At 64.1% G+C, this 26,906-nt stretch carries 18 protein-coding genes and 3 rRNA genes; 9 read left to right on the top strand and 12 right to left on the bottom strand.

The genetic code is table 11. From position 1 onward, the window contains the following. Positions 1-10: 10 nt before the first annotated feature. Positions 11-316, bottom strand: a complete 306-nt coding sequence (clpS, locus tag A5636_RS19875; RefSeq protein WP_065160332.1) for an ATP-dependent Clp protease adapter ClpS — start codon at positions 314-316, stop codon at positions 11-13. Here clpS and A5636_RS19870 point away from each other — a divergent pair. Both A5636_RS19870 and A5636_RS19865 read left to right on the top strand, forming a co-directional pair. Further along, positions 315-1,670 carry a nicotinate phosphoribosyltransferase gene (locus A5636_RS19870; protein ID WP_155763911.1) on the top strand — a complete coding sequence of 452 codons (1,356 nt, stop codon included), beginning with the start codon at positions 315-317 and terminating at the stop codon, positions 1,668-1,670. The genes clpS and A5636_RS19870 overlap by 2 nt on opposite strands. 6 nt (positions 1,671-1,676) lie before the next feature. Beyond that, positions 1,677-3,656 carry an ATP-dependent DNA helicase gene (locus tag A5636_RS19865; protein WP_065160330.1) on the top strand — a complete coding sequence of 660 codons (1,980 nt, stop codon included), beginning with the start codon at positions 1,677-1,679 and terminating at the stop codon, positions 3,654-3,656. On the opposite strand, the gene glgP is transcribed toward A5636_RS19865, so the two are convergent. Then, positions 3,653-6,247, bottom strand: a complete 2,595-nt coding sequence (glgP, locus tag A5636_RS19860) for an alpha-glucan family phosphorylase (RefSeq protein ID WP_065160329.1) — start codon at positions 6,245-6,247, stop codon at positions 3,653-3,655. The genes A5636_RS19865 and glgP overlap by 4 nt on opposite strands. Before the next feature lie 361 nt (positions 6,248-6,608). On the opposite strand from glgP, the gene A5636_RS19855 reads away from it, so the two are divergent. Then, a complete protein-coding gene (locus A5636_RS19855) occupies positions 6,609-8,717 on the top strand; it encodes an alpha-1,4-glucan--maltose-1-phosphate maltosyltransferase (RefSeq protein ID WP_065160328.1) in 2,109 nt (702 codons plus the stop codon). 6 nt (positions 8,718-8,723) lie between these two features. Further along, positions 8,724-10,925 carry a 1,4-alpha-glucan branching protein GlgB gene (gene glgB, locus A5636_RS19850; RefSeq protein WP_065160327.1) on the top strand — a complete coding sequence of 734 codons (2,202 nt, stop codon included), beginning with the start codon at positions 8,724-8,726 and terminating at the stop codon, positions 10,923-10,925. Positions 10,926-10,956: 31 nt separating this feature from the next. Here the strand turns inward: glgB and A5636_RS19845 are convergent, their stop codons facing one another. Together A5636_RS19845 and A5636_RS19840 are read right to left on the bottom strand one after the other, a co-directional pair. Continuing rightward, complete coding sequence (locus A5636_RS19845) at positions 10,957-11,913, bottom strand: thioredoxin family protein (protein ID WP_065160424.1); 957 nt, start codon at positions 11,911-11,913, stop codon at positions 10,957-10,959. Between the two features lie 132 nt (positions 11,914-12,045). Further along, positions 12,046-13,227: an acetyl-CoA C-acetyltransferase gene (locus tag A5636_RS19840; RefSeq protein ID WP_065160326.1), complete on the bottom strand. Its 1,182-nt coding sequence runs from the start codon at positions 13,225-13,227 to the stop codon at positions 12,046-12,048. Positions 13,228-13,309: 82 nt separating this feature from the next. On the opposite strand from A5636_RS19840, the gene mce reads away from it, so the two are divergent. Beyond that, on the top strand, positions 13,310-13,768 hold the full coding sequence (gene mce / locus A5636_RS19835; protein WP_065038526.1) for a methylmalonyl-CoA epimerase: 459 nt from the start codon (positions 13,310-13,312) through the stop codon (positions 13,766-13,768). 5 nt (positions 13,769-13,773) lie between these two features. Here the strand turns inward: mce and A5636_RS19830 are convergent, their stop codons facing one another. Both A5636_RS19830 and nucS read right to left on the bottom strand, forming a co-directional pair. Beyond that, positions 13,774-14,079 (bottom strand): hypothetical protein, encoded by a 306-nt coding sequence (locus tag A5636_RS19830; RefSeq protein ID WP_065160325.1) that lies wholly within the window; start codon positions 14,077-14,079, stop codon positions 13,774-13,776. Then, on the bottom strand, positions 14,079-14,741 hold the full coding sequence (gene nucS / locus A5636_RS19825) for an endonuclease NucS (protein ID WP_065160324.1): 663 nt from the start codon (positions 14,739-14,741) through the stop codon (positions 14,079-14,081). Before nucS ends, A5636_RS19830 begins: the two co-directional genes overlap by 1 nt. Positions 14,742-14,786: 45 nt before the next feature. Here nucS and A5636_RS19820 point away from each other — a divergent pair, with 45 nt between their 5' ends. The 3 genes from A5636_RS19820 (at position 14,787) to A5636_RS19810 (ending at position 18,478) form a co-directional block, all read left to right on the top strand. Further along, positions 14,787-16,421, top strand: coding sequence for an adenylate/guanylate cyclase domain-containing protein (locus A5636_RS19820; RefSeq protein WP_065160323.1), 1,635 nt, complete (start codon positions 14,787-14,789; stop codon positions 16,419-16,421). 63 nt (positions 16,422-16,484) lie between these two features. After that, positions 16,485-17,984: a DNA-3-methyladenine glycosylase 2 family protein gene (locus tag A5636_RS19815; RefSeq protein ID WP_065160322.1), complete on the top strand. Its 1,500-nt coding sequence runs from the start codon at positions 16,485-16,487 to the stop codon at positions 17,982-17,984. Next, on the top strand, positions 17,981-18,478 hold the full coding sequence (locus tag A5636_RS19810; protein ID WP_065160321.1) for a methylated-DNA--[protein]-cysteine S-methyltransferase: 498 nt from the start codon (positions 17,981-17,983) through the stop codon (positions 18,476-18,478). Before A5636_RS19815 ends, A5636_RS19810 begins: the two co-directional genes overlap by 4 nt. 145 nt (positions 18,479-18,623) lie before the next feature. On the opposite strand, the gene rrf is transcribed toward A5636_RS19810, so the two are convergent. From rrf to murA, 4 genes are all read right to left on the bottom strand, one after another. Continuing rightward, a 5S ribosomal RNA gene (rrf, locus tag A5636_RS19805) occupies positions 18,624-18,737 on the bottom strand. A gap of 85 nt (positions 18,738-18,822) precedes the next feature. After that, positions 18,823-21,932, bottom strand: a 23S ribosomal RNA gene (locus A5636_RS19800). 283 nt (positions 21,933-22,215) lie between these two features. After that, a 16S ribosomal RNA gene (locus tag A5636_RS19795) occupies positions 22,216-23,744 on the bottom strand. Together the 16S, 23S and 5S rRNA genes form the textbook arrangement of a ribosomal RNA operon. 306 nt (positions 23,745-24,050) lie before the next feature. Beyond that, the gene (gene murA, locus A5636_RS19790) at positions 24,051-25,304 is read right to left on the bottom strand and encodes a UDP-N-acetylglucosamine 1-carboxyvinyltransferase (protein ID WP_065160320.1); all 1,254 of its coding nucleotides are present in this window, start codon (positions 25,302-25,304) and stop codon (positions 24,051-24,053) included. Between the two features lie 82 nt (positions 25,305-25,386). On the opposite strand from murA, the gene A5636_RS19785 reads away from it, so the two are divergent. Continuing rightward, the gene (locus A5636_RS19785) at positions 25,387-25,974 is read left to right on the top strand and encodes a cob(I)yrinic acid a,c-diamide adenosyltransferase (RefSeq protein ID WP_065160319.1); all 588 of its coding nucleotides are present in this window, start codon (positions 25,387-25,389) and stop codon (positions 25,972-25,974) included. Positions 25,975-26,065: 91 nt separating this feature from the next. Here the strand turns inward: A5636_RS19785 and A5636_RS19780 are convergent, their stop codons facing one another. Together A5636_RS19780 and A5636_RS19775 are read right to left on the bottom strand one after the other, a co-directional pair. Continuing rightward, entirely contained in the window at positions 26,066-26,518 is a 453-nt protein-coding gene (locus A5636_RS19780) for a DUF2550 domain-containing protein (RefSeq protein ID WP_065160318.1), read from the bottom strand. 9 nt (positions 26,519-26,527) lie between these two features. After that, entirely contained in the window at positions 26,528-26,893 is a 366-nt protein-coding gene (locus A5636_RS19775; protein WP_065160317.1) for a F0F1 ATP synthase subunit epsilon, read from the bottom strand. Between the last annotated feature and the right edge of the window lie 13 nt (positions 26,894-26,906).

Genomic DNA, 26,906 nt, shown 5'->3' with positions numbered 1-26,906 from the left:
CCCGCGCGACTCAGTGGTCCTGCTGCATCGTCGCCCACAAACCGGCGGCATGCAGCTTGGACACGTCTGCTTCCATCGACTCTCTGCTGCCCGACGACACCACGGCCTTCCCCTCGTTGTGCACCTGCAGCATCAGCTTCGTGGCGTGCGGTTCGCTGTAACCGAACAGCTTCTGGAACACATACGTCACGTACGTCATCAAATTGACCGGGTCGTCCCAGACGATGGTGACCCAAGGACTTGTCGTAGCTTCGACCGGCGCGGATTCGCGTTGTCCGGTGCTGCCCGGTTTGGCCGGCGCTATCGCTACAACCATGCAGCCAAGGATACCGAGGGCAGAACCCGGTGCGGCCGGCCGATACCGTGGCAATGTGAATCACCCGGTCTCAGCTGGCCTGCTGACCGACAAATACGAGCTGACCATGCTGGCGGCGGCGCTGCGCGACGGCACCGCCCATCGGCGGACCAGCTGGGAGGTGTTCGCCCGGCGACTCCCGCCCGGCCGGCGGTACGGCGTGGTCGCCGGCACCGGCCGGCTGCTGGACATTTTGCCGCAGTTCAGGTTTGACGAGAACGCGTGCGAGTTGTTGTCAGAGTTCCTCGATCCGGACACGGTGGCCTATCTGCGGGATTTCGAATTCCGCGGCGATATCGACGGCTACGCCGAGGGTGAACTGTATTTCCCCTATTCACCCGTACTGTCGGTGCACGGCACCTTCGCCGAATGCGTGCTGCTGGAAACCCTGGTGCTGTCGATCATCAATCACGATGCGGCGATCGCGTCGGCCGCGGCCCGAATGGTGTACGCGGCCAAGGGCCGTCCATTGATCGATATGGGATCGCGCCGCACGCATGAGCAGGCCGCGGTGGCCGCGGCGCGGGCCGCCTACCTCGCCGGCTTTGCGGGCACATCCAACCTGGAAGCTCAGCGCCGCTACGGCATCCCCACGGTGGGCACCGCCGCGCACGCCTTCACCATGGTGCACACCACCGCAGACGGGCCCGACGAGCTGGCCGCGTTCCGCGGCCAGGTCACTGCATTGGGCTCGGACACCACGCTGCTGGTCGACACCTACGACATCGCCGAGGGCGTGGCCAACGCCGTGGCGGCCGCGGGGCCGGCGTTGGGGGCGGTTCGTATCGACTCCGGAGATCTCGCCGAGTTGGCCCGCCAGGTGCGCGACCAACTCGACGAACTCGGTGCAACCCGGACCCAAATCGTGGTTTCCAGTGATCTCGACGAAATGTCGATCGCGGGCTTGGCGGCGGCGCCAGTGGACAGCTATGGCGTCGGCACCTCGCTGGTCACCGGGTCGGGTGCGCCAACGGCCGGCATGGTCTACAAGTTGGTTGAGGTGGACGGCATCGCGGTGCAGAAGCGCAGCAGCCAGAAGCAGTCACGCGGCGGCCACAAGGCGGCGCTGCGCCTGGCACGAGACACCGGCGTCGTCACCGAGGAGGTGGTGCATCCGGCGGGGCGCCCGCCCGCCGGCACCCAACCGCACCGGGTATTGACCACGTCCTTGGTCAGAGCCGGGCAAGCGGTCACCGACACCGATCTGGCCGCAACACGCGAACTCGTGGCGGCCGGGTTGCGCAGCCTACCGTGGGAAGGGCTGCGATTATCGCCCGGTGACCCCGCCATTCCGACCCAGATCATCCCGGCCTGACAGCCCGTGAACGCTTCGGTACCGGACCTGCTGGCCGCCGCGGTGGCCGCACTGGGCGGCAGTGAACGACGCGGCCAGGTGGAGATGGCATCGGCGGTCGCGCAGGCCTTCGAAACCGGGGAGCACCTGGTCGTCGAGGCCGGCACCGGCACCGGCAAGTCGCTGGCCTACCTGATTCCCTCGATCGTCCGTGCGGTCGCTGACGACACCCCCGTCGTGGTGTCGACGGCCACCATCGCGCTGCAACGCCAACTGGTCGACCGGGATCTGCCACGGCTGGCCGATTCACTGGCCGACGCGCTGCCCCGGCCGCCGACCTTCGCGTTGCTCAAAGGTCGCCGAAATTATCTGTGTCTGAACAAGATTCACAATGGGGGTGCAAGCGAAGACGCCGATGACCGGCCCCAGGAAGAACTTTTCAATCCGATGGCCGTCAGCGCGCTGGGCCGCGACGTGCAGCGCCTCACCGAATGGGCATCGAGCACCGAGTCCGGCGACCGCGACGACCTGAAGCCCGGCGTGCCGGATCGATCCTGGTCTCAGGTCAGTGTCTCCGCGCGCGAATGTATCGGCGTAGCCCGCTGTTCCTTTGGCGCCGAATGCTTTTCGGAGCGCGCACGCGCACGTGCCGGCGGCGCCGACATCGTCGTCACCAACCATGCGCTGCTGGCGATCGATGCCGTCTCGGACTCCGCGGTGCTGCCCGAACACGATTTTCTGGTCGTCGACGAAGCGCACGAACTGTGTGACCGGGTCACGTCGGTGGCCACCGCGGAGCTGACGTCGGCGACCCTGGGTGTTGCGGCGCGCCGGATAACCCGACTGGTGCCCCCGGAATCGGTCGAGCGGCTGGAAGCGGCGTCGGCCACCTTCTCCTCGGCGATCCACGACGCGCAACCCGGCCGCATCGACTACCTCGACGACGAGTTGGCCACGTATCTCACTACGTTGCGTGACGCGGCCAACGCCGCCCGCTCCGCGATCGAGAGCACGAGCGACGCGCGAGCGGCTTCGGCACGCGCCGAGGCGGCCGCCGCGCTGATCGAGATCTCCGATACGGCCGCGCGGATCCTCGATTCGTTCGGCCCGGCCATCCCGGACCGCACCGACATCGTCTGGCTGGACCACGAGGACAACCGGGGTTCGCCGCGCGCGGTGCTTCGGGTGGCTCCGTTGTCGGTAGCCGCGCTCTTGGCCAGTCACGTGTTCGCCCGCGCGACGACGGTGCTGACGTCGGCGACGCTGACGGTCGGAGGCACTTTCGACGCGATGGCCGAGAACTGGGGGTTGAGCGGCGACGACCAGAAGTGGCGCGGCCTCGATGTCGGGTCGCCGTTCCAACACGCCAAGTCTGGAATCCTTTATGTCGCAGCACATTTGCCGCCACCTGGCCGCGACGGCGTGGGTTCGGCAGAGCAGCTGCGGGAAATCACCGAACTCGTCACCGCGGCCGGTGGTCGCACGCTGGGACTGTTCTCGTCGATGCGGGCGGCCCGGGCTACCGCCGAGGCCATGCGCGAACGGCTGTCCACCCCGGTGTTGTGCCAGGGCGACGACAGCACCTCGGCGCTGGTCGAGCGATTCGCCGACGATCCGGCGACCTCCCTGTTCGGCACGTTGTCGTTATGGCAGGGCGTCGACGTTCCAGGCCCGTCACTGTCGTTGGTGCTGATCGACCGGATCCCCTTCCCCCGGCCCGACGACCCGCTGCTCAGTGCCCGTCAGCGCGCGGTGGCCGCGCGCGGCGGCAATGGCTTCATGGCCGTGGCGGCCAGCCACGCGGCGCTGTTGCTGGCGCAGGGGTCTGGCCGGCTGCTGCGTCGCGTCACCGACCGCGGCGTGGTCGCGGTGCTCGACTCGCGCATGGCCACCGCCCGGTACGGCGAGTATCTACGCGCGTCTTTGCCGCCGTTCTGGCCGACGACCAACGCAGAACAGGTCCGGGCGGCGCTCACCCGACTGGCGGGCGCCGACGCGGCCGGCTAGGCCAACGTGACCAGGCCCAGCTCGCTGCTGTCGGCGAGCATCGGGTGTCGGGGCAGCACCCGCACGGTGTAGCCGAGCGCCCCCGCCAGGGGCAGCGGCGTCGTCGCAGTGAACACCTGGTTGCCCCCCTCGGCGCTTCCCGTGTAGGTCATTTCCGTGGTGACGGGATCCACCAGGTCGTCGCTGGCGTCGACCCGGCCCAGCACCGCCTGCACCGTCACCTCCTCGGGCGCCAAGCCGGCCAGTTGCACCGTCGCGGTCAACGTGAGCTTCGACCCCAGCAACGGCGTGTCGGGCAATCCGGTGCTGTCGACGTCGGTGACGTCGATCTTGGGCCACGCCTCGTGGGCGCGGCGGCGGTAGGCCGCCAGTTCTCGCGCCGCGTCGAACTCGCTGCCGCCCTGCGGAGCCGCCACGGTCTTGCGCAGCGATTGCGCCGCCGGCAGGTAGTAGCGCTCGACGTAGTCGGTGACCATCCGAGATGCCAGCACCTTGGGTCCCAGCGTCTGCAGAGTGTGCCGGACCATCTCGATCCACCGCGGCGGCACTCCCTGCGCGTCCCGTTCGTAGAACTTCGGTGCCACGGCCTGCTCCAGCAAGGTGTACAGGCCACTGGCCTCCAGTTCGTCACGCCGGTTGTCGTCGGTGAGGCCGTCGGCCGAGGGGATTTCCCAGCCGTTTTCGCCGTCGTACCACTCGTCCCACCAGCCGTCCCGGATGGACAGGTTCAATCCGCCGTTGAGCGCGCTCTTCATTCCCGATGTGCCGCAGGCTTCCAACGGGCGCAGCGGGTTGTTCAGCCAGACGTCGCAGCCCCAATAGAGCAGCCGGGCCATGGACATGTCGTAATTGGGCAGGAACGCGATGCGGTGCCGGACCTGCGCCCGGTCGGCGAACCGCACCACCTGCTGGATCAGCGCCTTACCGCCGTCGTCGGCCGGGTGTGACTTACCGGCGACGATCAGCTGAATCGGCCGTTCCGGATCGAGCAGCAGCCGCTCCAACCGCTCCGGGTCGCGCAGCATGAGGGTCAGCCGCTTGTACGTCGGCACCCTTCGGGCGAACCCAATGGTCAACACGTTCGGATCGAAAGCCGTTGCTATCCAACCCAATTCGGCTTCAGAAGCGCCTCGCTCCAGCCACGACTGGCGCAGTCGGGCCCGGACGTCGTCGACCAGCAGCGCCCGCAGCTGCGAACGAATCCACCACAGATGTCCCGGGTCGACCTGCTGCAGGCGCAGCCACACCGCCGGCTCGCCGAAGGAATCCGATCCGGCCAGCTCGCGGCCGAGCTCCAGCCATTGCGGTGCGGCCCAGGTGCGGGCGTGCACCCCGTTGGTGATCGACCCGATCGGCACTTCGCCGGAGTCGAAGCCCTGCCACAACTCGTTGAACATCACCCGGCTCACCCGGCCGTGCAGCAGCGAGACACCATTGGCCCGCTGCGCCAGCCGCAGACCCATGTGCGCCATGTTGAACTTGGCCGGATCGTCCTCGGCGCCCAGGGCGAGGATGTGTGCGGTCGGCACACCGGGCAGCAGCGCGGAGACACGGTCGCCGTTGTCGTCGAAGTACCGCTGCACCATCTCCACGGGAAACCGGTCGATGCCGGCGGGCACCGGGGTGTGGGTGGTGAACACCGTGCTCGATCGCACCACCGTCAGCGCGGTGTCGTAGTCCAGTCCGGACTCGGTGACGAGCTCACGGATGCGTTCGGCGCCTAAGAAGCCGGCGTGGCCCTCGTTCATGTGGAAGACCTCGGGGGCGGGGCGACCTTCCAGTGCGGTGAATGCGCGGATGGCCCGCACGCCACCGATGCCCGCCAGGATCTCCTGCCTGATGCGATGCTCCTGGTCACCGCCGTAGAGGCGGTCGGTGACGCTGCGCAACTCGTGCTCGTTTTCCGGGACGTCGGAATCCAGCAACAGCAGCGGCACCCGGCCAACCTGGGCGACCCAGATCCGCGCCCGCAGCCGCGCCGAATCCGGCAGCGCCAACTCGATCAGCACCGGATCGCCGACGGTGTCGGTGAGCAGGCGCAAGGGCAGACCCTGCGGGTCCAGCGAGGGATACGTTTCCTGCTGCCAGCCGTCAGCGGTCAGCGACTGGCGGAAGTACCCCGAGCGGTAGTACAGACCCACCGCGATCAACGGCAGGCCCAGATCCGACGCGGATTTCAGATGGTCCCCGGCCAGAATTCCCAACCCACCCGAATAGTTGGGCAGCACCTCGGCGACGCCGAATTCCATCGAGAAGTACGCGATGCCGGTAGGCATGGGGACGCCTGCGGCCTCCTGCTGCTGATACCACAGCGGGCGGCTCAGGTAGTCGTCCAGATCGGCCGCAAGTTCGTCGAGCCGTCGCAGGAATACCTCGTCGATTGCCAACTCGTCGAGGCGCGCGGGCTTGACCGCGCCCAGCACCGCCACCGGGTCCTTCCCGCACTTGGACCACAGGTCGGGATCGATGCTCGCAAACAAGTCCTGCGTGGGTTTTTCCCAGGACCAGCGCAAGTTGGTCGACAAACGGTCGAGCGCGGCGAGACGGTCGGGGAGGTGAGCACGGACGTTGAAGCGGCGGAGGGCTTTCACGCATCTCTACGTTACTGCGGATTTCGTTGCGCGCAGCGTTCCATAGGGACCCCATAGGCAGACGACTTTTTGGCTGCTCCGGTGTAGCCGGACACTAGGGTGGGTATGGGGCGCACAGAGGCCAGCAGACAGGGACCTACGAAAACTTACGAACGACACCCCGATGACGCCAGCGGAGCCGGTTGGGGTGAATGCCTAGGAAGCCCGGCGACGGTGTGGTCGCGTTGTAGCCGGGAAAACCCCTTGCCGGCGACGCGGGCCGCGGAAGCGGAACGCGTGGTGGGCGGGATCGAAACCCCCCGGCGACGGTGCGGGCCGCGCAGCGGAACGTGTCGTGGCGGGATCGGAACGGAGTGATTCGGTGCCCGGTCGTATCGAGATCGATGACGTTCAGCCCGTTGTCTCGTGCGGTACGTATCCAGCCAAAGCGGTGGTCGGCGAGGTGATTCCGGTCAGAGCGGCGGTGTGGCGCGAAGGCCACGAGGCCGTAGCGGCCACCTTGGTGGTGCGGTACCTGGGAGCGCGGTACCCGCAAGGTGCGGAAGTGCGGAAGCTCAAGGCGCTGCAACCCGCCGAGCCCGAGACGGCCGCCAAGTCGGATCCGGCCCGCCCCGGGCAGCAATCCGAGCCACGGATCAAACCGTTGCAGTTGCCGATGACGATGGGTCTGGAGCCCTATGTGTTCCACGGCCAGTTCACCCCGGACAGGACCGGCCTCTGGACGTTCCGCGTCGACGGCTGGGGTGACCCCATTCACAGCTGGCGCCACGGGGTGATCGCCAAGCTCGATGCGGGCCAAGGCGAAAGTGAGCTCTCGAACGATCTACTGGTCGGCGCCGCACTGTTCGAACGCGCCGCCACGGGCGTGCCGCGTCAGCTGCGTCACCCGCTGCAAGAAGCCGCAACGGCCTTGCGCACCCCGGGAGACCCGCTGACCCGCACCGCGGTGGCGCTGAGCACCGAAGTCGAGGAGCTGCTGGATCAGTTCCCGCTGCGAGAACTGGTCACCCGGGGGGAGCAGTTCGGCGTGTGGGTAGACCGACCACTGGCCCGGTTCGGCTCGTGGTACGAGATGTTTCCGCGTTCCACTGGAGGCTGGGATGCGGACGGCAACCCGGTGCACGGCACCTTTGCCACGGCCGCGGCCGCGCTGCCCCGGATCGCCGAGATGGGTTTCGACGTCGTGTATCTGCCACCGATCCATCCGATCGGTGAGGTGCATCGCAAGGGCCGCAACAACAATCCCACCGCATCGCCGGGCGACGTCGGGTCGCCGTGGGCAATCGGGAGCGCCGATGGGGGCCACGACGCCGTGCACCCCAGTCTGGGCACGATCGAGGACTTCGACGACTTCGTCGCCGCGACCCGCGAGTTGGGCATGGAGGTCGCGCTGGACCTCGCGCTGCAGTGCGCGCCCGACCATCCCTGGGCACGCGATCACCGCAACTGGTTCACCGAGCTGCCCGACGGCACCATCGCGTACGCGGAGAATCCGCCGAAGAAGTACCAGGACATCTATCCGCTCAACTTCGACAACGATCCCGCCGGGCTCTACGACGAGGTGTTGCGGGTGGTGCTGCACTGGATTGACCACGGCGTCAAGTTCTTTCGGGTCGACAACCCGCACACCAAACCGCCCAACTTCTGGGCATGGCTGATCGCCGAAGTCAAGTCGGCGCATCCCGACGTGCTGTTCCTGTCCGAGGCCTTCACCCCGCCGGCCCGCCAGTACGGGCTGGCCAAGCTCGGCTTCACGCAGTCCTACAGCTATTTCACCTGGCGCACGGCAAAATGGGAGCTCACCGAATTCGGCAACGACATCGCCAGACTCGCCGACTTCCGCACCCCCAACCTGTTCGTCAATACCCCCGACATCCTGCACGAGGTGCTCCAACACCACGGTCCGGGCATGTTCGCCATCCGCGCTGCACTGGCGGCAACCATGAGCCCAGCCTGGGGCGTTTACTCCGGCTACGAGCTGTTCGAGCACCGAGCGGTGCGAGAAGGCAGCGAGGAATACCTGGATTCGGAGAAATACGAACTGCGCCCCCGCGATTTCGAGGGCGCACTGGCAGAGGGCCGGTCATTGGAACCGTTCATCGCTCGGCTCAACGCAATTCGCCGCCTACATCCGGCGTTGCAGCAACTGCGCACCATCCACTTCCATGACATCGACAATGACGCGTTGCTCGCGTACAGCAAGTTCGACCCAGCCACCGGCGACTGCGTCCTGGTGGTCGTGACGATAAACGCGTTCGCACCCGAAGAGGCGACATTGGGGTTGGACATGCACGCGCTGGGTATGGAGCCCTACGAGCGGTTCTGGGTGCGCGACGAGATCACTGGCGAGGAATACCAATGGGGGCAGAACAATTACATCCGCATCGATCCGGGGCGCGCAGTCGCGCACATCGTCAATATGCCGCTGATACCCGAGGAGTCCCGGGTCACGCTGCTGCGCAGGAGGTGAGAGAAAGTGAATAAAGCCGACCAATTCACCAGCACGCATCTGGTGCCGGACCCGGCGGAGGTCGCGACACTCGCTGCCGGCGCGCATCACAACCCCCACGGGATTCTCGGAGCACACGAGTACCGCGACCACACCGTCATCCGGGCCTTCCGCCCGCACGCCACCAGCGTGGTCGCGCTGGTCGGTGACGACCGCTTCCCACTACAACACCTCGACGCCGGTTTGTTTGCGGTCGCGTTGCCTTTCGTCGACCTGGTCGACTACCGGCTGGAAGTGACCTATGACGGCTCGGGCCCGCAGGTCGTCGCCGACCCGTACCGGTTCCTGCCCACGCTGGGCGAGGTCGACCTGCATCTGTTCGCCGAGGGACGGCACGAGCGACTCTGGGAAGTCCTTGGCGCTCATCCCCGTTCGTTCACCACCCCGGATGGCGTGGTCAACGGGGTGTCGTTCGCCGTGTGGGCGCCCAACGCCAAGGGCGTCAATTTGATCGGCGAATTCAACGGATGGACCGGCAACGACGCTCCGATGCGCGTGCTCGGATCATCCGGCGTCTGGGAATTGTTCTGGCCGGATTTCCCCGTCGATGGTCTGTACAAGTTCCGGGTGCACGGCGCCGACGGCGTGGTGTCCGATCGGGCCGACCCGCTGGCGTTCGGCACCGAGGTGCCGCCCCAGACGGCATCGCGAGTGACGGTCAGCGAGTACACCTGGAACGACGACGAGTGGATGACGCAGCGGCCGCAGCGCAACCCGGTATTCGAGCCGATGAGCACACTCGAAGTCCATCTCGGCTCCTGGCGGCCCGGGCTCAGCTACCGTCAGCTCGCCCACGAGCTGACAGAATATGTTGTCGAGCAAGGGTTTACCCACGTCGAGCTGCTGCCCGTCGCCGAACACCCCTTCGGCGGGTCGTGGGGGTATCAGGTCACGTCGTACTATGCGCCCTCGTCGCGGTTCGGCACACCTGACGAGTTCCGCGCTGTGGTCGACGCCCTGCACCAGGCGGGCATCGGTGTGATCGTCGACTGGGTGCCTGCCCATTTCCCGAAGGACGCGTGGGCTCTGGGCCGATTCGACGGCACCCCGCTCTACGAGCATTCCGACCCCAAGCGGGGTGAGCAACTCGACTGGGGCACTTATGTTTTCGACTTCGGCCGACCGGAAGTCCGGAACTTCCTGGTAGCCAACGCGTTGTACTGGCTGCAGGAGTTCCACATCGACGGCCTGCGGGTCGACGCCGTCGCGTCGATGCTGTACCTGGATTATTCACGCCCAGAGGGCGGCTGGACGCCGAACATCTACGGCGGCCGGGAGAACCTGGAGGCAGTGCAGTTCCTGCAGGAAATGAATGCCACGGCACACAAAGCAGCGCCCGGCATCGTCACCATCGCCGAGGAGTCGACATCCTGGCCCGGCGTGACCCGGCCCACCAACCTTGGCGGACTTGGCTTCTCGATGAAGTGGAACATGGGCTGGATGCACGACACGCTGGATTACATCAGCCGTGACCCGGTCTACCGCAACTACCACCACCACGAGATGACATTCTCGCTGCTGTACGCGTTCAGCGAGAATTACGTGCTGCCGCTCAGTCACGACGAGGTGGTGCACGGCAAGGGCACCCTGTGGGGCCGGATGCCGGGAGACAACCACGCCAAGGCGGCCGGCCTACGCAGTCTGCTCGCCTACCAGTGGGCGCACCCCGGCAAGCAATTGCTGTTCATGGGACAGGAATTCGGGCAGCGTGCGGAATGGTCGGAAGAGCGCGGCCTGGATTGGTGGCAGCTGGACGAGCAAGGGTTCTCCAACGGTGTGCTGCGCCTGGTGCGCGACATCAACAAGATCTACTCCAGCCACCCCGCGCTGTGGAGTCAGGACACGACCCCCGACGGCTATTCGTGGATCGACGCCAATGACTCCGCCAACAACGTGTTGAGCTTCCTGCGGTATGGCAGCGACGGGTCGGCCATGGCCTGTGTGTTCAATTTCTCCGGAGCCGAGCACAGCGGCTACCGACTCGGCCTGCCGCAGGCCGGACGCTGGCGGGAAGTGCTGAACACCGACGCGACCGTCTACAACGGCTCCGGGCGGGGCAATCTGGGCGGCGTCGACGCCACCGACGATCCGTGGCATGGGCGTCCGGCGTCCGCGGTCATGGTGCTGCCGCCCAACTCGGCGATCTGGCTGGAACCCGAAGAGGTCTGATTCGCTCGAGAGTTCTCGCGCGAGCAGACGGTCAGTACAGCGCGTTGGCGAGGTTTCGACGGCCCGCAACGACTTCGGGATCGGCCGGGTCGAACAGCTCAAACAACTCGATCAGTCGTGTCCGCACCGTGGTCCGGTCATCCCCTGCCGTCCGGCGCACCAGCGCCGTCAGGCGTTCGAACGCCCCGGTGACATCGCGGTTGAGTATCTGCACGTCGGCGGCAGCGAACGCGGCCTCGATGTCGTCGGGAGCCGCGTCGGCGACCTCGACCGCATCGGGACGTTGTGCTGTTGCGCGCGTGAGGAAGTCGATCTGACGGATGGCGCCCTTGGCTTCGACACTGCCGGGGTCGGCGTCCAGGATCGTCTGGTAAGAGGTCCGGGCCCCTTCGAAGTCACCGGCCTCGAGTTGTTGACGCGCTTGGACCAACACCGGGTCCACCTGCTCCGGTTGACCAGCGCTTGCCGGCCCTTTGAGCTTTCCGGCCGTCGCGTCCAACAGGGAGTCGATCCAGCTGCGCAACTGGTCGGCGGGCTGAGGGCCCTGAAAACTCGAAACTGGTTGCGCGGCAGCCAAAGCCACCACGGTCGGAACAGCCTGCACGCCGAAGACCCGGGCGATGCCGGGGGCGGCGTCGACGTTGGCGGCGGCCAGCACCCAGGAGCCGTTGTCCTCGGCCGCCAGTCCGGACAGCGTCTCGAGCAGGTCGACGCAGACGTCGCTGCGCGGTGACCACAGCAGCACGACGACGGGCACCTCGTCGGAGCGATTGATCACCTCGTCTTCGAAGTTGGCTTCGGTGACCTGGACAATGCGCACTTCGCCGGGGCCGGGTCCGGCCGAAGACCCGCCGGATTCGGCGGCAGACGACCGCGCCGTCGGGCCGGCTGCGCCGGCTGTCGCCTTCTGCTGGGCGCGTTGTTTGAGACCGGACAGGTCGACCGCACCGGCCAACGCTGGCCCGATCGAGGGGCGAGGACGTGTCACGCCGACAAGTCTGTCACGCAATCGTGGTCCGTTCACACCGACCCTGACCGGCGGATATGACCAATCTCACAGCAGCCGCGGTCAGGCCAGCCGAGCGGCCTCTGTAGCAAACGTTTGCTTGGTTTCGCGGGTCTACCGCGCGCGCAGAATCAAGGCGTCGCCCTGCCCGCCGGCACCGCACAGCGCAGCGACACCGACACCCGAGCCGCGGCGGGCGAGTTCCAGCGCCACGTGCAGCGTGATCCGTGCCCCCGACATCCCGATGGGGTGCCCGACGGCGATCGCTCCGCCGTTGACGTTGACCTTCTCCGGGTCGATCCCGAGTTCCTGAGTCGAGGCCAGGGCCACCGCTGCGAAGGCCTCGTTGATCTCGACGACGTCCAGCTCGTCGACGGAGATGCCTTCGCGGTCGAGTGCCTTCTTGATGGCGTTGGCCGGCTGCGACTGCAGGGTCGAGTCCGGTCCTGCCACCACGCCGTGGGCGCCGATCTCGACCAGCCAGGTCAGCCCCAGTTCCTCGGCCTTGTCCTTGTTCATCACCACAACCGCGGCCGCGCCGTCCGAGATCTGGGACGCCGAGCCGGCGGTGATGGTGCCGTCCTTGCGAAACGCCGGCCTGAGGCCCGCCAACGAGTCGGCGGTGGTGTTGGCACGGATGCCCTCATCCTCGCTGAACTGCAAGGGATCCCCCTTGCGCTGAGGTATCTGCACCGACACGACCTCGTCGGTGAAGACTCCGTCCTTCCAGGCTGCGGCTGCTTTCTGGTGCGACCGCGCCGCGTATTCGTCCTGCTCCTGACGGGTGAACTTGTCGACATCGTTTCGTTGCTCGGTCAGCGCGCCCATCGGCTGGTCGGTGAACACGTCGTGCAACCCGTCGTAGGCCATGTGGTCCAGCACCGTGACGTCGCCGTACTTGTAGCCGGACCGGCTGTCCATCAGCAGGTGGGGCGCCTTGGTCATCGACTCCTGACCGCCGGCGACCACCACGTCGAACTCGCCGGCCCGGATGAGCTGGTCAGCCAGGGCGATCGCATCGATTCCGGACAGGCACATCTTGTTGATGGTCAGCGCCGGCACCTCCCAGCCGATGCCCGCCGCAACCGCCGCCTGGCGCGCCGGCATCTGCCCGGCACCGGCCGTCAGCACCTGGCCCATGATCACGTACTCGACGAGCGAAGCCGGCACATTCGCCTTCTCCAGAGCAGCTTTGATCGCGATTCCACCCAGATCGCTGGCGCTGAAATCCTTCAGCGAGCCCATCAGCTTCCCAATGGGAGTCCGGGCTCCAGCAACGATCACCGACGTTGTCATCAGACCTCCTACACGCGCTCCGAACGGCTGATAGTGCCAACCCGGAGAAGCGGATTCTTTGTTCCGAGGTTACCGTTGTGTAATGACGACCGATCAAGTTGACGCCCGTCGCAGTCTCGCTACCTCGCTGGTCACCGGACTCGATCACGTCGGCATTGCAGTCGCCGACCTGGATGCCGCTATCGAGTGGTACAACGACCATCTTGGCATGATCCTGGTGCACGAAGAAATCAACGACGACCAGGGAATCCGCGAGGCAATGCTGGCGGTGCCCGGCACCAGCGCACAAATCCAACTGATGGCCCCGCTCGACGAGACGTCGGTGATCGCGAAGTTCATCGACAAGCGTGGACCGGGCATTCAGCAGCTCGCCTGCCGCACCAGGGACCTGGACGCGATGTGCGAGCAGCTGCGGTCTCAAGGTGTCCGGCTGGTCTACGAGGCCCCCCGACGCGGCACCGCAAACTCCCGGATCAACTTCATCCACCCCAAGGACGCCGGTGGTGTCCTGATCGAGTTGGTTGAGCCGGCTCCTCGCTGAGGCGGCTAGTACCACTTCCGGGTGGGGCCGCGGGTAGCGCGGTTGGTCCAACACGGCGTGTGCCAGTGCCGTCGGTCGTCGACCGATTGGGCCGACTCCGTTCGCCACACCACCAAGTGAGCTGTGCCGGAACGGATTTCGTGGTCGCATCCCGGACAGCGGTAGGTCTTCAGGGCGCGTGCGGCCGCAACGGGACGCACCTCGTACTCGTAGCCGTCCGGCCCGATCTCCACTCGCCGCAGCGACGGCGGCGATTGCCGCAGCGGCGGCGGCGATTGCCACCGAGGCGGCGGTTTGCGGCGCCGGGCCATCAGAACAGCCGGTACTCGTCGCTGTCCATCCCCCGCATTTTGTCGTAATCCAATGTCAGACAACGGATCCCGCGATCGGTGGCCAGGGTGCGGGCCTGCGGTTTGATCTGCTGGGCGGCGAACACTCCCTTGACCGGGGCCAGCACGGTGTCGCGGTTGAGTAGATCGAGATAGCGGGTGAGCTGTTCCACACCGTCGATCTCGCCACGGCGCTTGATCTCCACAGCGACCGAACCACCGTTTTCGTCCCGGCACAGCAGATCGACCGGACCGATCGCGGTCATGTATTCGCGGCGGACCAGCGTGTACCCCTCGCCCAGCAGCTGGACGTGCTCGGCCAGCAACGCTTGCAGGTGAGCCTCGACTCCGTCTTTGACCAGTCCGGGATCGACGCCCAACTCGTGACTGGAGTCATGCTCGATCTCCTCGACGGTGATCCGCAACTGCTCGCCCGCCTTGTTCTCGACGACCCACAGCTGACCCGGCTCCTCGGTCAGCCAGCAGGGCGGACTCATCCAATTGAGGGGTTTGTAGGCGCGGTCGTCGGCGTGCACGCTGACCGACCCGTCGGCCTTGAACAACAGCAATCTACGAGCCGACGGAAGATGCGCGGTAAGCCGACCGACGTAGTCGACAGTGCATTTTGCGATCACTAGACGCACCCGACTCACCTTAGAGCGTGCTGGACCGAATAGGCTGACGCCACCATGTCGCCCAAGAAGGCCGCCAAACCGAGCGTGGCGCAGCGCCTGGGCCGGGTGCTGGAGAGGGTGACCCGCCAAAGCGGTCGGCCGGACACCCCCGCCTACGGCTCCTGGCTGCTTGGGCGCGTCTCGGAAAGCCAGCACCGCCGGCGGATACGCATCCAGATCATCCTGACCTCGATGGTGGTCGGCGCGAACCTCATCGGGATCGTCGTCGCGCTGTTGCTGGTGACGGTGGCCATCCCGGTCCCCAGCGTGTTCGACGAGGAACTGCTGTGGATCACATTCGGGGTGTCCCCGGCCTACATCGTGCTCGCCCTGGCGGTGGGAACGTATTGGATAACCCGGCGCACCGTCCAGGCGCTGCGGTGGGCCATCGAAGAACGAGCACCCACCCGCGAGGACGAACGCAATACCTTCCTCGCGCCCTGGCGAGTGGCGATCGTGGACCTCATCCTGTGGGGCGTTGGGGCGGCGCTGTTGACCATCCTTTACGGCATGGAAAACCGCATTTTCATCCCGCGGTTCATGTTCTCGATCAGCTTCTGCGGCGTCCTGGTGGCCACCGGAAGCTATCTGCTGGCCGAGTTCGCGCTGCGTCCGGTGGCCGCGCAGGCGCTGGAAGCCGGCCCGCCGCCGCGCCGACTGGCGCCGGGCATCATGGGCCGCACCTTGATGGTCTGGCTGCTCGGCTCGGGCGTCCCCGTCGTCGGCATCACCCTGGTCGCGATCTTCCAGATCCTGCTGCGGAACATGACCGAGACCCAGTTCGCGGTCTGTGTGCTGTTCGTATCGACGGTGACCCTGATCTTCGGTTTCACCCTGATGTGGATCCTGGCGTGGCTCACCGCGACGCCGGTGCGGGTGGTACGCGCGGCGCTGAGCCGCGTCGAGCGCGGCAACCTGCGCGGCGACCTGGTGGTCTTCGACGGCACCGAACTCGGCGAGCTACAGCGAGGTTTCAACGCGATGGTGGCGGGGCTGCGCGAACGAGAACGGGTGCGCGACCTTTTCGGAAGGCACGTCGGCCGGGAAGTCGCGCTCGCCGCCGAACGCGAGAAACCGAAACTGGGTGGCGAAGAACGCCATGTCGCTGTCTTGTTCATCGACATCATCGGCTCCACCAAGCTGGTCACCACCCAGCGCCCCTCGGATGTCGTCAAGGTGCTCAATCGGTTCTTCACCATCATCGTCGAAGAAGTGGACCGGCATTGCGGCCTGGTCAACAAGTTCGAAGGCGATGCTTCGCTGGCCATCTTCGGTGCGCCGAACAGCCTGGACAAGCCCGAAGACGCGGCGCTGGCCGCCGCGCGCTGCATGTCCGAGCGTCTCGCGAACGAAATCTCTGAGTGCAAAGCCGGGATCGGCGTGGCGGCGGGTCACGTGGTCGCGGGCAACGTCGGCGCCAAGGAACGCTTTGAATACACCGTGATAGGCGAGCCGGTAAACGAGGCCGCCCGACTCTGCGAGTTGGCGAAAGACTATCCGGGCAGACTGCTTGCCTCATCGGACGCGCTGAACGGTGCCAGCGAAGAGGAGCGGCAGCACTGGTCCCTCGACGAGGAAGTGACGCTACGCGGACACGACGAGCCCACCCGGCTGGCCAAACCGGTGCAGCCGGCCGACTCGGACAACTGAACCACGCACATTGATGTCGGTTTTCCGCCAGTCATGTCGGCGCCCGGGTGTAATTGTCGAAGGGTGCACGACGATTTCGAACGGTGCTACCGGGCGGTCCAGGCCAAGGACGCCCGGTTCGACGGCTGGTTCGTCATCGCCGTCCTGACCACCCGGATCTATTGCAGGCCCAGCTGCCCGGTGCGGCCGCCATTGGCCCGTAACGTGCGATTCCTACCGACGGCGGCCGCGGCCCAGCGTGAGGGCTTTCGGGCCTGTAAGCGATGCCGTCCAGACGCATCGCCGGGCTCGCCCGAGTGGAATGTGCGCGGCGATGTCGTGGCACGAGCCATGCGGCTCATCGCTGACGGCACGGTGGATCGCGAGGGCGTCACCGGCCTGGCAAACCACCTCGGCTACACGACCCGCCAGCTGGAGCGATTACTGCGCGCCGAAGTCGGTGCGGGCCCGCTCGCTTTGGCCCGCGCGCAACGCATGCAGACCGCTCGGGTGTTGATCGAGACCACCGATCTGCCGTTCGGCGATGTCGCGTTCGCCGCCGGATTCGCCAGCATCCGCCAGTTCAACGACACCGTCCGCCTGGTGTGCGACAGCACCCCGACGGCACTACGCCAGCGCGCTGTCGCGCGATTCGGGTCCGGGTTGACGTCCGCCGGGGTGGTGTCCCTACGCCTTCCGGTGCGTGCCCCGTTCGCCTACGAGGGCGTCTTCGGACATCTGGCCGCCACCGCGGTGCCGGGTTGCGAAGAGGTGCGCGACGGCGCATACCGGCGCACCCTGCGACTCGCCCGGGGCAATGGACTGGTCACCCTCATTCCAGCCCCGGACCACGTGCGTTGTCTGCTGGTGCTCGACGACTTCCGTGACCTCGCCGCGGCGACCGCCCGGTGCCGGCGGCTGCTGGACCTGGACGCCGACCCTGAGGCCGTGGTCGAGGCGCTCAGTGCAGACCCATCGCTGAGCGCAGTGGTTGCCAAAGCACCCGGGCAACGCATTCCCCGTACCGTCGACGAGGCTGAGCTGGCGGTGCGCGCGGTGCTGGGCCAGCAAGTGTCGACCAAAGCGGCGCGCACGCACGCTGCCCGGCTGGTCTCGGCTTACGGACAACCCGTGCGCGACGACGCCGGCGGGCTGACCCACACCTTTCCCTCCGCCGAGGAGCTCGCCGACATCGACCCGATCCACCTGGCGGTGCCGAACGCGCGGCGACGAAGTTTGAGTGCATTGATCGGCGCGATCGCCAGCGGAAATGTCACCCTGGACCCGGGTTGCGACTGGATCCGTGCCCGACGACAGCTGATGGACCTGCCCGGAATCGGCCCCTGGACGGCGGAGATCATCGCCATGCGCGCGTTGGGCGACCCCGACGCGTTCCCGGCCAGCGACCTTGGCCTGAAACTGGCAACCAAGCAGTTGGGCTTACCGGACCAGGAACGCGCCCTGCTCGAGCACAGCACCCGGTGGCGGCCTTGGCGCTCCTACGCAACTCAGCACCTGTGGACCACGCTCGATCACCCGGTGAACCAGTGGCCGACCCGGGAGCATCCAAAGGAGATCGCATGATCAAATACCGCACCATCGACAGCCCCATCGGACCGCTGACACTGGCCGGCCGGGACGGGGTTCTGACGAATCTACGAATGGTGGATCAGACCTACGAGCCCAGCCGCACCGGCTGGACGCGCGACGACGACGCGTTCGCCGAAGCCGTCCGACAACTCGATGCTTATTTCGCCGGCGAGCTCACCGACTTCGATGTCGAGTTGGACCTGGGAGGAACACCATTTCAACAGCGGGTGTGGAACGCTTTGCTCACCATTCCTTACGGAGAGACCAGGTCCTACGGGGAGATTGCGCAACAGATCAATGCACCCGGCGCTGCACGGGCTGTCGGACTGGCTAATGGGCACAATCCGATCGCGATTGTGGTGCCGTGCCATCGGGTCATCGGGGCGAGCGGAAAATTGACCGGATATGGCGGTGGATTGGATCGTAAACAGACACTGCTCGCATTGGAAAAGCAGCGCGCGCCGGCCGACCTCACATTGTTCGACTAAACACTAAAAGTATTGGCACGCCGGAGCGTCCACGCAATAAATCCATGCAATAAATAGACCGGCATATTTCCGTTCATTAATCCCAGCCGTAGCCGAGGCCCAGAAATGCAAAAACACCCCCAAATGAATGGGGGTGTTTTTGTGTGTTCGGCGGTGTCCTACTCTTCCACCCGAATAGGGCAGTACCATCGGCGCTGACAGGCTTAGCTTCCGGGTTCGGGATGGGACCGGGCGTTTCCCTGTCGCTGTGGCCGCCGTAACTCTATTTAAATTTGTGTTGATGGGGGGTGTGGTGTCCCACGACTAATAGCCGTGAAACTGGATAAGTGGTTGCGCTTGGTTGTGTTGGTAAGTTTTCGGCCGGTTAGTGCCAGTTCCCTACACTCATTACTGAGCTTCCAGGTCTGGCCTATCAATCCTGTGTTCTGCAGGGGGCCTTATCCCACCAAGTGGGTGAGAAGCCTAATCTTGGAGAAGGTTTCCCGCTTAGATGCTTTCAGCGGTTATCCTTGCCGAACGTGGCTATCCAGCGGTGCTCCTGGTGGAACAACTGGTGGACCAGAGGTTCGTCCGTCCCGGTCCTCTCGTACTAGGGACAGGTTTCCTCAAGCTTCTGACGCGCGCGGCGGATAGAGACCGAACTGTCTCACGACGTTCTAAACCCAGCTCGCGTGCCGCTTTAATGGGCGAACAGCCCAACCCTTGGGACCTGCTCCAGCCCCAGGATGCGACGAGCCGACATCGAGGTGCCAAACCATCCCGTCGATATGGACTCTTGGGGAAGATCAGCCTGTTATCCCCGGGGTACCTTTTATCCGTTGAGCGACACCCCTTCCACTCGGGGGTGCCGGATCACTAATCCCGACTTTCGTCCCTGCTTGACTTGTAAGTCTCGCAGTCAAGCTCCCTTGTGCATTTACACTCAACACCTGATTGCCGTCCAGGTTGAGGGAACCTTTGGGCGCCTCCGTTACATTTTAGGAGGCAACCGCCCCAGTTAAACTACCCACCAGGCACTGTCCGTGAACCGGATATACGGTTCGACGTTAGGTGTCCAATACGATCAGAGTGGTATTTCAACAACGACTCCACCCTAACTGGCGTTAAGGTTTCACAGTCTCCCACCTATCCTACACAAACCGTACCGAACAACAATACCAAGCTATAGTGAAGGTCCCGGGGTCTTTTCGTCCTGCCGCGCGTAACGAGCATCTTTACTCGTAGTGCAATTTCGCCGAGTCTATGGTTGAGACAGTTGAGAAGTCGTTACGCCATTCGTGCAGGTCGGAACTTACCCGACAAGGAATTTCGCTACCTTAGGATGGTTATAGTTACCACCGCCGTTTACTGGGGCTTAAATTCTCCGCTTCACCCTTACGAGTTAACGGGTCCTCTTAACCTTCCAGCACCGGGCAGGCGTCAGTCCGTATACATCGTCTTGCGACTTCGCACGGACCTGTGTTTTTAGTAAACAGTCGCTTCTCACTGGTTTCTGCGACCGGCTTCCGCTCCCACCGAAAAGGTGTTCACGACATGCCGGCCCCCCTTCTCCCGAAGTTACGGGGGTATTTTGCCGAGTTCCTTAACCATAGTTATCTCGTACGCCTTGGTATTCTCTACCTGACCACCTGTGTTGGTTTGGGGTACGGGCCGTGTGTGAACTCGCTAGAGGCTTTTCTTGGCAGCAGAGGATCACCGAATTCGCCTCAATCGGCTATGCGTCACCTCTCGGGATATATGAGCGACGGATTTGCCTATCGCTCTCCCTACGGGCTTGCCCCAGTATTACCACTGACTGGTACGGCTACCTTCCTGCGTCACCCCATCGCTTGACTACTACCACCCGGGGTCCCACGCAGCCGGTCACCGTCGCTCCCCGAAGGGATTGATCAGCAACCATTTGGGTGGTTAGCACGGATGATTCATCACGGGCGCGCACACACGGGTACGGGAATATCAACCCGTTGTCCATCGACTACGCCTGTCGGCCTCGCCTTAGGTCCCGACTCACCCTGGGCGGACTGGCCTGGCCCAGGAACCCTTGGTCTTTCGGCGGGCAAGGTTCTCACTTGCCTATTCGCTACTCATGCCTGCATTCTCACTCCCCCACCCTCCACCGTCGGTCACCCGACGGCTTCGCTGAATGAGGGACGCTCCCCTACCCACACCTACATAAGTAGATGTGCCGCGGCTTCGGCGGTGTGCTTGAGCCCCGCTACATTATCGGCGCACAATCACTTGACCAGTGAGCTATTACGCACTCTTTCAAGGGTGGCTGCTTCTAAGCCAACCTCCTGGTTGTCTCTGCGACTGCACATCCTTTTCCACTTAGCACACGCTTTGGGGCCTTAGCCGGCGATCTGGGCTGTTTCCCTTTCGACGTACGGAGCTTATCCCCCGCCGTCTCACTGCCACGCTTGACACCACGGCATTCGGAGTTTGGCTGACGTCAGTAACCTAGTAGGGCCCATCGGCCATCCAGTAGCTCTACCTCCGTGGTGAACCACGCAACGCTGCACCTAAATGCATTTCGGGGAGAACCAGCTATCACGGAGTTTGATTGGCCTTTCACCCCTACCCACAGCTCATCCCCTCAGTCTTCAACCTAAGTGGGTTCGGGCCTCCACGCGGTCTTACCCGCGCTTCACCCTGGCCATGGGTAGATCACTCCGCTTCGGGTCCAGAACATGCCACTACACCCCTTACGGGGATGCGCCCTATTCAGACTCGCTTTCGCTGCGGCTACCCCACACGGGTTAACCTCGCGACATGTCCCTGACTCGCAGGCTCATTCTTCAAAAGGCACGCCATCACCCCACAAGGAGGCTCTGACGGATTGTAGGCACACGGTTTCAGGTACTCTTTCACTCCCCTCCCGGGGTACTTTTCACCATTCCCTCACGGTACTAATCCGCTATCGGTCATCGAGAAGTATTTAGGCTTACCGGGTGGTCCCGGCAGATTCACAGCAAATTCCACGGGCTCGCTGCTACTCGGGAGATTGATCAAGGCAGGTGTCAAGTTTTCGCGTACCGGACTCTCACCGTCTACGGCAGACCATCCCAGGCCACTTCCGCTAACTACGACACTTTTTTACTGCCCCTCAGCCAGGTAGAGCCGAGAAGATCATTCCCACAACCCCGCACACACAACCCCTACCCGGTATCACATGCATGCGGTTTAGCCATTTTCCGCGTTCGCTCGCCACTACTAGCGGAATCACAATTGTTTTCTCTTCCTACGGGTACTGAGATGTTTCACTTCCCCGCGTTCCCCCCCGCACCCTATATATTCAGGTACGGGTAACACGACATCACTCGTGCTGGGTTTCCCCATTCGGAAATCCTCGGATCAACGCTCGGTTGACAGCTCCCCGAGGCATATCGCAGCCTCCCACGTCCTTCATCGGCTCTCGATGCCAAGGCATCCACCATGTGCCCTTAGACACTTACAAACACTACAAAAACCAAAGAATAAAATTGCACAAAAATAACACGTTGCCGCGAACGGCAACGCATACATTTTGATGCTCGCAACCACTATCCAATTCTCAAACACCACACCCCACCACCAAGATGGAGGGACAACGCTTCGTGCTAGCGCCCGAGTGTTGTCTCAGGACCCAATAGTGTGTCTGGCTTGCTTGTTGTTGTGCACCCAGCTCTCGTCCACTACAGACGAGAACTCCGCACGGCTTGCACCCCACCAATTGGAGTGCTTTTCGTGGTGCTCCTTAGAAAGGAGGTGATCCAGCCGCACCTTCCGGTACGGCTACCTTGTTACGACTTCGTCCCAATCGCCGATCCCACCTTCGACAGCTCCCTCCCAAAGGGTTAGGCCACTGGCTTCGGGTGTTACCGACTTTCATGACGTGACGGGCGGTGTGTACAAGGCCCGGGAACGTATTCACCGCAGCGTTGCTGATCTGCGATTACTAGCGACTCCGACTTCACGGGGTCGAGTTGCAGACCCCGATCCGAACTGAGACCGGCTTTAAAAGGATTCGCTTAACCTCGCGGCATCGCAGCCCTTTGTACCGGCCATTGTAGCATGTGTGAAGCCCTGGACATAAGGGGCATGATGACTTGACGTCATCCCCACCTTCCTCCGAGTTGACCCCGGCAGTCTCTCACGAGTCCCCGGCATTACCCGCTGGCAACATGAGACAAGGGTTGCGCTCGTTGCGGGACTTAACCCAACATCTCACGACACGAGCTGACGACAGCCATGCACCACCTGCACACAGGCCACAAGGGAACCGACATCTCTGCCGGCGTCCTGTGCATGTCAAACCCAGGTAAGGTTCTTCGCGTTGCATCGAATTAATCCACATGCTCCGCCGCTTGTGCGGGCCCCCGTCAATTTCTTTGAGTTTTAGCCTTGCGGCCGTACTCCCCAGGCGGGGTACTTAATGCGTTAGCTACGGCACGGATCCCAAGGAAGGAAACCCACACCTAGTACCCACCGTTTACGGCGTGGACTACCAGGGTATCTAATCCTGTTCGCTCCCCACGCTTTCGCTCCTCAGCGTCAGTTACTGCCCAGAGACCCGCCTTCGCCACCGGTGTTCCTCCTGATATCTGCGCATTCCACCGCTACACCAGGAATTCCAGTCTCCCCTGCAGTACTCAAGTCTGCCCGTATCGCCCGCACGCTCACAGTTAAGCCGTGAGATTTCACGAACAACGCGACAAACCACCTACGAGCTCTTTACGCCCAGTAATTCCGGACAACGCTCGCACCCTACGTATTACCGCGGCTGCTGGCACGTAGTTGGCCGGTGCTTCTTCTCCACCTACCGTCAATCCGGAAACCGGACCTTCGTCGATGGTGAAAGAGGTTTACAACCCGAAGGCCGTCATCCCCCACGCGGCGTCGCTGCATCAGGCTTGCGCCCATTGTGCAATATTCCCCACTGCTGCCTCCCGTAGGAGTCTGGGCCGTATCTCAGTCCCAGTGTGGCCGGACACCCTCTCAGGCCGGCTACCCGTCGTCGCCTTGGTAGGCCGTCACCCCACCAACAAGCTGATAGGCCGCGGGCCCATCCCACACCGCAAAAGCTTTCCACCACAGGACATGCATCCCGTGGTCCTATTCGGTATTAGACCCAGTTTCCCAGGCTTATCCCAAAGTGCAGGGCAGATCACCCACGTGTTACTCACCCGTTCGCCACTCGAGTACCCCCGAAGGGGCCTTTCCGTTCGACTTGCATGTGTTAAGCACGCCGCCAGCGTTCGTCCTGAGCCAGAATCAAACTCTCCAAACAAAAACCCCTCGCTAACGAGGTGAATTCACAATCAGAGAAAATCTGATCTAACAAAAAGACACCAAAACTGGCATCAAATTAATTGCGACCGCACCCACACACGGGGGTGTACAGGTGCAGTCAAAAAACAACAACAAACAAAACACCAAACACACTATTGAGTTCTCAAACAACACTTCTAGCTTCATTTTTGCCCGTTTTGGGGCAACCCTGCCAGCTTAATACACATCCGGCAGGAGAGTCAAGCCCCGGTTTCGATCTCCTCTGGGAGGTGACCGCGCCTGGTGGGCGTCGCTCTGTTGGTCGTTACTGTACCCGTTCGATCTCAGCTCCCAAAATCCCCAGGTTCTCAACGAATAACGGGTAGCCACGGTCGATGTGGAACACGTCGTGGACCTCGGTGTCGCCATCGGCGACGAGGCCCGCGAGCACCAGGCCGGCGCCCGCCCGGATGTCCGAACACCACACCGGCGCGCTCGACAGCTGCGGCAGACCGCGCACCACCGCGTGGTGCCCGTCGGTGCGGGCGTCCGCCCCCAGTCGGATCATTTCCTCGACGAATCGGAACCGCGCTTCGAAAACATTCTCGGTAATCATCGAAGTGCCGTCCGCGATCGAGGCCAGGGCGATCGCCATCGGCTGCAGGTCGGTAGGAAATCCGGGGAAAGGCAGTGTCGCGACGTTGACCGCCTTCGGCCGCTCGTACTGTGCGATGCGGAAACTGCTGTCGGTTTGAGTCACCGTCGCGCCGGCGTCGTGCAACTTATGCAGGACCAACTGCAGATGGGACGGATCTATTCCCGTCACCGTGATGTCGCCACGGGTCATCGCGGCGGCAATCCCCCAGGTGGCGGCCACGATGCGGTCGCCGATCACGCGGTGCTCGGTGGGGTGCAACCGAGGCACGCCGGTGATCGTCATCGTCGGCGAGCCGGCGCCTTCCACCTGCGCACCCATCTGGTTGAGCATCGTGCACAGATCCACCACGTCTGGTTCGCGCGCCGCGTTGTGGATGGTCGTCACGCCCTCGGCGACGACGGCGGCCATCAGGATGTTCTCGGTGGCGCCGACGGAGGGAAATTCCAGCTGAATCTCGGCCCCGCGCAACGTATCTGCCTGCGCGACCACGCAACCGTGCTCAATGTTGCACTGTGCACCCAGTTGTCGCAGCCCGGCCTGGTGCATGTCCAGCGGGCGCGACCCGATCGCGTCGCCGCCCGGCAGCGCAACCCGCGCCTTCTTGCACCGCCCGACCAGCGGTCCCAGCACGCAGACCGAGGCGCGGAACTGGCGCACGGCGGCGAAGTCGGCGTCGTACTTGGGTTCGTCGGGTGAGGTGATGCGGGCAACGTCGCCGTCAAGTTCGACGGTGGCACCCAGACCACGCAGCACCTCGGCCATCAGCGGCACGTCGAGGATGTCGGGACAGTTGGTGATGGTGCTGGTGCCCTCGGCCAACAGAGTCGCGGCCATCAACTTGAGCACACTGTTCTTGGCGCCCCCAACTGCGACTTCGCCTGACAACCGGTTGCCTCCGGTCACCACGAATCGCTGGGCCACCCGGGCAAGTCTAGTGAAGCGGTATCGGGTTGTCAGTCAGCCCAGCCCCGGGCCCACCGGCCACCCCGGTACGGTTTTGCTCATGGCAGTCCACCTGACCCGCATTTATACAAGGACCGGCGATGACGGTACGACGGGATTGAGCGATTTCTCACGGGTCGCCAAGACCGACGCGCGACTGGTGGCATACGCGGATTGCGACGAGGCCAACTGTGCGATCGGCGTCGCCATCGCGCTTGGCGGCCCGGACGGCGCACTCACTGAGGTGCTGCGGCAGATCCAGAATGACTTGTTCGACGCGGGTGCTGATCTCTCCACACCTGTGGTCGAGAATCCCGAGCATCCTGCGCTGCGCATCGCCCAGGCCTATATCGACCGGGTCGAGGGTTGGTGCGACACCTACAACGAAAACCTGCCGGCCCTGAATTCTTTTGTGCTGCCGGGCGGTTCGCCGCTGTCGGCACTGCTGCACGTGGCGCGTACCGTGGTCCGTCGTGCCGAGCGCTCGGCGTGGGCGGCGGTCGAAGCCCATCCCGACAGCGTTAGCGTACTGCCGGCGAAATACCTCAACCGCCTGTCGGATCTGCTCTTCATACTGTCCCGCGTCGCCAACCCGGAGGGCGATGTGCTGTGGCGCCCTGGCGGCGGCAAAGGCGGCGAGAAGGGGTAACTACCCCTCTGAACGGAGAGGGACTACCCCTCGAAAGGAACGAGGGACTACCCCGCTAAAGAAACGCGGACTTTGGCGTCTGCTCGCCCCGTTACACGCTGCGTCGGCGGGAGCGGGGCGAAGGCCGCGACTCCAACCACGACTGAAACGCGGTCAATGCCCCACGGTCCAGGGCGATTTCGTAACCCAGCCGGCGGTCCTGGGTGGTGTCGCGCAATTCGAGCACCACGATCTCGTCGCTCATGATGTCGAACTCGTCGCCTCGCGGCGCGCGCCGGCCGACGACCTCCACACCCCGCCGGCTCAGCCGTCGATCCGGCCACAACCGCAAACTCGAGAGTCGGTAATACGCAGCTTCGCCGCCGCGGTACCGGATCATGCCGTGTCGCCATCCATGCCCGCCCACCGCGGGGATATCGCGCATGATGGCAGCCGTTCCACCCTGGCGCAGCTTCCATAGCCGGTAGCTCAACGCGAGGACGGCCGTCCCCAACAGAACGACAAGGACGACGAGCACGACCATGCCGACCATGGGCGCGCTCATCTTCTTCAATCAGTCGAGCGCGCCGATGGCGCGCAACCTTGCGCGGCCCCGAGCGGCGGTCTTCTCGTCGTCGGACTCCGAATCCTGCCGGGCCGCACTCTCGTCGATCTCCGACTCGAACTCCGCGGATTCCGCGAGGATGGTGACCCCCTCCTCGGTTACCGACATGAATCCACCGTCGACCGCCACCCGCAGGTCGTCTTCGCCGTCCCGCTCCACGCGCACCATCGCGTCGTCGACCAATTGCGCAACCAACGGGATGTGGTGCGGAAGAACGCCGATCTCACCGACGGTGGTGCGGGTGAACAGGAAAGTCCCTTCGCCCGACCAGATCTCACGGTCGACGGCGACGATCGCGACATTCATTTCCGCCATGTCACACCACCTT

It is taken from the genome of Mycobacterium asiaticum (assembly GCF_001673315.1).
Classification (GTDB): domain Bacteria; phylum Actinomycetota; class Actinomycetes; order Mycobacteriales; family Mycobacteriaceae; genus Mycobacterium; species Mycobacterium asiaticum_B.
This window is presented reverse-complemented; position numbering and strand designations above follow the sequence as displayed.

Bases quoted from the DNA above. Each gene is read 5' to 3' on its own strand.
- A5636_RS19870 (WP_155763911.1), top strand. From the start codon at position 315: ATGCAGCCAAGGATACCGAGGGCAGAACCCGGTGCGGCCGGCCGATAC.
- clpS (WP_065160332.1), bottom strand. From the start codon at position 316: ATGGTTGTAGCGATAGCGCCGGCCAAACCGGGCAGCACCGGACAACGC.
- A5636_RS19840 (WP_065160326.1), bottom strand. From the start codon at position 13,227: ATGACAACGTCGGTGATCGTTGCTGGAGCCCGGACTCCCATTGGGAAG.
- mce (WP_065038526.1), top strand. From the start codon at position 13,310: ATGACGACCGATCAAGTTGACGCCCGTCGCAGTCTCGCTACCTCGCTG.
- A5636_RS19830 (WP_065160325.1), bottom strand. From the start codon at position 14,079: ATGGCCCGGCGCCGCAAACCGCCGCCTCGGTGGCAATCGCCGCCGCCG.
- A5636_RS19820 (WP_065160323.1), top strand. From the start codon at position 14,787: ATGTCGCCCAAGAAGGCCGCCAAACCGAGCGTGGCGCAGCGCCTGGGC.
- A5636_RS19810 (WP_065160321.1), top strand. From the start codon at position 17,981: ATGATCAAATACCGCACCATCGACAGCCCCATCGGACCGCTGACACTG.
- A5636_RS19785 (WP_065160319.1), top strand. From the start codon at position 25,387: ATGGCAGTCCACCTGACCCGCATTTATACAAGGACCGGCGATGACGGT.
- A5636_RS19780 (WP_065160318.1), bottom strand. From the start codon at position 26,518: ATGAGCGCGCCCATGGTCGGCATGGTCGTGCTCGTCGTCCTTGTCGTT.
- A5636_RS19775 (WP_065160317.1), bottom strand. From the start codon at position 26,893: ATGGCGGAAATGAATGTCGCGATCGTCGCCGTCGACCGTGAGATCTGG.